Below are 5,844 nucleotides of genomic sequence, written 5' to 3' on the forward strand. Positions count from 1 at the left end.
TTGTGGACGGATGGGGGCTATGGCTGAATGGTTTTCACCAAAAAAGTCGATCATCCGAATCTTGACAGGCTGACCAAGCATCTCGTATGATGCCCTATAAAATTCAAGGGCATGGTTCACCTGGGTTTTATCTTTTCACGGGTTTGTCCCGCTGGAGGCTGTCGGTACTCTTAGTTGAGTTTACCGATCATCGCAGCCTCCCACACAAACAACAGAAAGCCGCCTTTCCTGCACTCAGGTTAGGCGGCTTTCACTGTTTACGGTTACTTCGGCGCATATGTTTTGAAAACCTCCGTCAAAACGTTGATCGCCATTTGGATTTCCTTCTCATCCCTGTTCAGCAGCAGGAAAAACGCTTCTTGCAACGCTTTCTCCTTCTCCGTCAACGGTTTGTCATAGTCCCGTACGTACCCGAACAACTCGCCTATGTCAACGCCAAGCGTTTCGGCTACCTTCGCAAGATTCTCCAGCGAAACATTTCGCTCCCCGCGTTCAAGACCTCCAACGTACGAAAAATGAAATCCCGCACGCTCCCCGAGTTCTTCCTGTGACAAGCCTCGCTCCTTACGTAGTTCTCGGACCTTCCCGCCTACCAATTTCAATATCGCATCCGACATATGCAACACCCCATATCTGGAGTGTAGACAAGCAACAGAGACGAAGTAATAGGTTCAATCGTATCGAAATAGTTTATGATACTAAAATGCACTATTATGAGGTATAATACTTCTCGACAAACTTCCTCATCACACGCAAACACCAACGAAATGGATGGATAATTGTCGAACCATATTTTCCCATGTTTTAATGAGGGAGAGAACTAGCGAGGAGGCTTTCTATGAAGAAAACAAAACAAATCATCTTGAGCGTTGCACTATCGTTCTCCCTTTTGGGAGCGGCAACGGTTGAGGCGAACGGGGTTCAGATGAACTCGCCCGCCTTTTCCGATGTTCCTTTCGATCACTGGGCGCAACCTGCGATTCTATGGGGCGTTCAGCAAAAAATCACGTCCGGCTATGAGGATGGCACGTTCAAACCGAACAAAGCTGTCACGGAGGAAGAGTTCGTTACGCTGTTGGTTCGTGCGTACGGCATAGAGACTTCAACCGAGTCAAAGCAGCGCTGGTCTGATTCGTTCTATAGCGTGGCAGCCGATCATAACCTGCCTGTTTCAAACGATCGTACTGCCAGCATTACGCGGCAAAGTGTTGCGAACATTATTGTCGGTACACAAGGCGTGAACTTTATGGGCGGCGATGCCGTGCAGTACATGTTGGCCAAGGGTCTAACGAAAGGAAAGACTTCTGCAACAATCGAAGGTTACAAGGGGCAAGACACTCTAACGCGGGCCGAGGCGATCACTTTTATCAAAAATGTTATGGACAAGCTTGAGAACAAAACCATGCTGGCTCGTCCAAAAGAACCAACGTCGAAATCCGAATTGCCTTCACTACCATCATCATCGGAAGTAGTGCATCCGAAGGACGAAGAGGGAGGCTCTGCAAGTAAGCAAATCTCGTTGGATTTTATAATATCTGCTTTCAACAAGGCTGTAGAAGAACAGGGACTTCCACAGGAATACATACTGGTGAAAGAAACGTTCACGCCAAACACGAGTGACAAGACCAGGATCATTTACGATTATTATGCCACGTCTCCAGATGGGAAAATAATCGATTCATTCGCCTTCTCAGTGTTCTATGATGCCGAGACAGGCAGTCTTCAAAATATACAAGGCACAGTGAATTTTGATCAGGCAGTTCAGTTTATGCAATGCTTGTTCGCAGTAGTCTATCAGGACGGCGAGAAGGCAAATCAAGTGTATTCTTCATATAAAATTGCAGAAGTCATTAAGAAGGTTTATCGCGACAAAACGACTATTGATGGTATGAAATTGGATAATGGCTATCGTTTCAGATTTGGGGTGCTGGGCAATAATCCGCAAATCCCGAACCCAAAAGGCTTCTTCTCATTATACGTTCAAGAGGAAGAAACACTTCCTGCAGAAAATGCAATCGGCAAGAAAGACCCTGTACTTGCTCAAAAGGCTACACAAGTACACACTGTCGTGTCTGAGGCTGGATTTCGCGGTGGGTATAACGGTGATAGGGGTGGCATCTTCGTTGAGGATTCCGAGGGCTATATCATTCTGGCTCATTCGGATGGTCGGAACTCGCAAGATGGAACTGTTACCATCACTCTTTCCAGCATGATGGGGGCAGGTAAAAAGGTAGACCAAGTAAAGGTGCAGGTAGTAATTGATGCCCTCAAAGTTCTTGGCGTACCTGCTGACGATAAGTTGGCAAAAGCCATCAATCAAGTACTTGCACCAGATGGTGTTGAAGCAACTGTGAAATATGGCGATGTCAATATTGAACTTGTCAGCATTGCCTACGGCAAGCTGCTTATGTATATTGATTAAGATTCCAATGGTATAGTGACCATTTGAAGGGTACTTCTTTTGGCTTCTGACAAGGGGATGGCTACTGCAATATTTTCCTTGCTTTTCAGACCAACGGAAGTACCTTCCCGCTTGTCGGGAGGTTAGTCTTCGTCCCGATCTTCCAATGGTCTGTTCTCTCCGGTCGCTTTGCTGTGCCGGAAAGACACCAACATTTTGGTCAGTTGCAGGTGCAGCAGTTCCGTTCGGAGTTCCAGTTCTTTGTTGTGGACGAGCGTCAAAACGTCCTCCAAGGTCAACAGGTCGATCTTGTCGCCGTACCGATATAGTTGCCCTAAGATACCCGATACACATTCCTCGCATGTCGCAACCTTCCGAAACAGCCGCGTTTCTTCCTCCTCAAGCCGAGAATATTCTTCAAACAGTTCCTCCTTTGTCTTTTCGATCAATTCAACCACTCCCTTGCCACGAAAAAAACGCCAGCCGTTACCCAACACTTGGGCGTGGCTGACGTTCCGCTCGTTCAGTTGTTTTCCTGCTACCTTTAGTAAAACATGCCAGAAATTCGGTTGTCAATCACCTGTGGATAGAGGAGCAGCGCCGAAAAACAAGGGAGTGTCGCGCCATACCAAGGACGCAGACTGTCACGAAGCAAGGAGCGACAGGGAACAAACCGGGGAGCATCTTGGCGGCAACACGCTTGAAGAAGGCGCTTGACCTTACGGTAGAATAATGCAACGTCAGCAAAACGACCCGGAAAAACGGGGAACCCGCCGAATCAGTCCCTTTTGCCGCTGTACGCCGCATGGACTACCTGACGCGAAGGCTTCTCTCGTGTGGACAAGAAGTTTTGTAAGCGCAGAAACGACGACAACGTTTCAGCGGCATTGCTTGGTTTGTCGTGTACAGTTATCGGATATATCGGCTTTCAGGCCCACATTGCACTACCTGAAGGTAATTTAACACGCGATTTCAAGAGCGCCGTAGCGAAAAAGCTCCCAACAATATGCAAAGAATCGCGACTATTAATGGTTCTGTATTATTGTGTTGGGTTTGGTGTGATTCATCGTACTCCCCGCATCTGCAGCCTGATTTGGTTACATACCGACGAGCGGGCTGCTTTGTGCGTGTTTCTCTTGCAGATCGCGGTTGTTCAACTGGACGTACTTCCGAACCATACTGATGTCTTGGTGACCGAGTATCTTTTGCAGCGAGAACAGGTCACCGCCGTTCATGAGGTACAGCTTGGCGAACGTGTGCCGGAACGTGTGCGGAGAGACGCGAACGCCAGTGATGCCTGCGTTTTCGCCATGAAGACGGATGCGTTCGTATGCTTGGTTGTACGTCAAAGGCTTGCCATTGTTCAAGAGAAACAGGTTGGAAGGGCTTCGCTTGCTGAACTGTGATAGGTTCTCTTGAACAAGCGCAGAAAGAAGCTCCGCAGTACGTTTGCTTACGGGTACAACCCTTGATGTGCCGTTCTTGGCGATGCTGGCGCGGACGGTGATCGTTTTGTCAGCAAGGTACAGGTCGTCCAAGGTCAGGTTCAGCGCTTCGTTGATCCGAAGCCCAGTGTCGAAAAGCAAGGTGAGCAGAACATAGTCGCGAAACCCGAGGAACTCCCGTTGGTTCGGTGCAGCAAGCAGTTGCAGCACTTGCTCTTTCTCGAAAGCTCCGAGCGTGTCCTCTGCTACCTTTTGAAGCTTGACGCGGGAAGCAAGGTCGGTTTGCAAATAGCCTTCGTCGTGGAGGAACCGGAGGAAGCACTTGAGTGTCCGGGTACGTATGTTTACAGTTGCCGGGGACAAGCCTATGTCGGTGTTGTGGCTTTCAAGCGTCGGGTGTCCGGTGTACAAGGTTTGTTCGGTCAACATGTGCTGTACATACTGGCGAACGTGGTCGGCGGTCAGTTCTTCAAGCTTGAGCGTCGGATACTTTCCCGTCAGCCAGCGTTGAAAGTAGCGATAGTGGCTTTCGTGATCGTTCAGCGTCCGAGGCTTCAAGCCCTCCGTTTTCTTGGCTCGGAGAAACAGGGCAAAGTAATAATCAAGCGGATGATGTAAGGTGATCGCAGCAGAAGTTAATCGTTTACGAGTTCCTGTTGCCATGGGCATATGAATAGCTCCTCTCAAAATAAGTGAAAAAAGCCGCCCAGTATATGGCGGCAGGTCAAGCTATGTTTGTTGTGATTATAAAACTGCGCAGTCCAAGCGGACAAGGTGTCGATTTACTTCATAGACTATGACTGTCTACCGTTATATTTTAGAAAACCAAATGCATTCCAGAGAGCATCAAAAATAATATTCAGCTTATTTTCGATATTGTCTCCATTTTCAATAAAGACTTCAGGGAATATTAGCGTATCTTCGCTAAGTAAAGGAGGTGCATCGAAGTATTGGCTTGGATCAATAGCGAATCTATAACCAGTGACTCCAAACAAGGATACAGTTATATAAAAGGGTTCACTGACACCCATCAATTGATAATTGCTTATACTTTGATGTATAAACGCGGAGATTTTCTCAACAAAATACATTGAGGGAATCTTGTTTTCTCTTGTTAATCGAATAGTAAAACCTTCAATAATTCCATTTCGGAAAATTTGTATTATAGACTCATTCTTTGCATTCGAGACTATTCCATTAAAATTAATTCCTGGATCCCAGCCAGCACTTGCTATTGGTGCTAATTTCAAACGGTTATATAGTGACAAATCCAGTGTGATCCTATTTTCAAATGAGGAAACTGGGATAAGGTGGACTAAGGTAAATGGTTGGTCTAGATATCGATTCATGTAATGAATGGCTCTTTCTTCCCGAAACTGTTTGACCTTATTAGAAAATTCACTGCCTTCGTTGAACATTTGACGCAATTCAAATACATCCATAGGAAACTTACCATTTGACTTGCGGGCATAAAACTTTCCAGAGTTCTTTACGCGGTGCGGACGGAGCCAACTGCGACTAACTCGGAACAAGTAAATAAATCGGTTTTCACTTATTTCAAAGACCTTTGTTTGGACCTGAGGTAGTTTAGGTTCAATCCCATTTTGAAGTATATTCATGAACTTCAGAAGTTCTTTATCAGAATCTATTGACGGGATACCAGTCAGACTTACATTCCCTCCTTCGGGAGCATCTATACCCAAAAAGAAGTCGCCCCCATATGTGTTCGATAAAGAAGTGATCGCAGCACAAAATGAATCGCTGTGAGGCATTTCACCTTTGAATTCATGATATTGATCCTCTTTTAGATTGACCTCTTCAATCTGTTTAATATCCTCCAGAGTAAGGGCATCAAGTTTTTTATTATAGGTAGACATAGCAACGCAGCTCCTTAACAGTTCAACTTTACCTATATGTTACCAGAAACTTAAAGGGGGCAGTATTATCGAAATATAATTATCTGCAAACAACCATCAACAACTTGCAAACAACAGTTTC

Annotated in this window: 5 protein-coding genes; 1 reads left to right on the forward strand and 4 read right to left on the reverse strand. The window is 46.2% G+C overall.

Features of this window, described 5'->3' with window-relative positions; all coding sequences use genetic code 11:
• Window positions 1-263: 263 nt before the first annotated feature.
• Window positions 264-617, reverse strand: coding sequence for a helix-turn-helix domain-containing protein (locus L6H65_RS26170; protein WP_236347633.1), 354 nt, complete (start codon window positions 615-617; stop codon window positions 264-266).
• Between the two features lie 221 nt (window positions 618-838).
• Between L6H65_RS26170 and L6H65_RS26175 the strand changes: the two genes are divergently transcribed.
• On the forward strand, window positions 839-2,422 hold the full coding sequence (locus tag L6H65_RS26175; RefSeq protein WP_236347636.1) for an S-layer homology domain-containing protein: 1,584 nt from the start codon (window positions 839-841) through the stop codon (window positions 2,420-2,422).
• Between the two features lie 122 nt (window positions 2,423-2,544).
• Here the strand turns inward: L6H65_RS26175 and L6H65_RS26180 are convergent, their stop codons facing one another.
• From L6H65_RS26180 to L6H65_RS26190, 3 genes are all read right to left on the reverse strand, one after another.
• Window positions 2,545-2,850 carry a hypothetical protein gene (locus L6H65_RS26180; protein WP_236347639.1) on the reverse strand — a complete coding sequence of 102 codons (306 nt, stop codon included), beginning with the start codon at window positions 2,848-2,850 and terminating at the stop codon, window positions 2,545-2,547.
• 648 nt (window positions 2,851-3,498) lie between these two features.
• Window positions 3,499-4,515: a tyrosine-type recombinase/integrase gene (locus tag L6H65_RS26185; RefSeq protein ID WP_236347642.1), complete on the reverse strand. Its 1,017-nt coding sequence runs from the start codon at window positions 4,513-4,515 to the stop codon at window positions 3,499-3,501.
• A 125-nt stretch (window positions 4,516-4,640) separates the two neighbouring features.
• Window positions 4,641-5,723, reverse strand: coding sequence for an AlbA family DNA-binding domain-containing protein (locus L6H65_RS26190; RefSeq protein WP_236347647.1), 1,083 nt, complete (start codon window positions 5,721-5,723; stop codon window positions 4,641-4,643).
• Between the last annotated feature and the right edge of the window lie 121 nt (window positions 5,724-5,844).

It is taken from the genome of Paenibacillus plantiphilus (assembly GCF_927798095.1).
Classification (GTDB): domain Bacteria; phylum Bacillota; class Bacilli; order Paenibacillales; family Paenibacillaceae; genus Paenibacillus_Z; species Paenibacillus_Z plantiphilus.

Bases quoted from the DNA above. Each gene is read 5' to 3' on its own strand.
- L6H65_RS26170 (WP_236347633.1), bottom strand. From the start codon at position 617: ATGTCGGATGCGATATTGAAATTGGTAGGCGGGAAGGTCCGAGAACTA.
- L6H65_RS26175 (WP_236347636.1), top strand. From the start codon at position 839: ATGAAGAAAACAAAACAAATCATCTTGAGCGTTGCACTATCGTTCTCC.
- L6H65_RS26185 (WP_236347642.1), bottom strand. From the start codon at position 4,515: ATGCCCATGGCAACAGGAACTCGTAAACGATTAACTTCTGCTGCGATC.
- L6H65_RS26190 (WP_236347647.1), bottom strand. From the start codon at position 5,723: ATGTCTACCTATAATAAAAAACTTGATGCCCTTACTCTGGAGGATATT.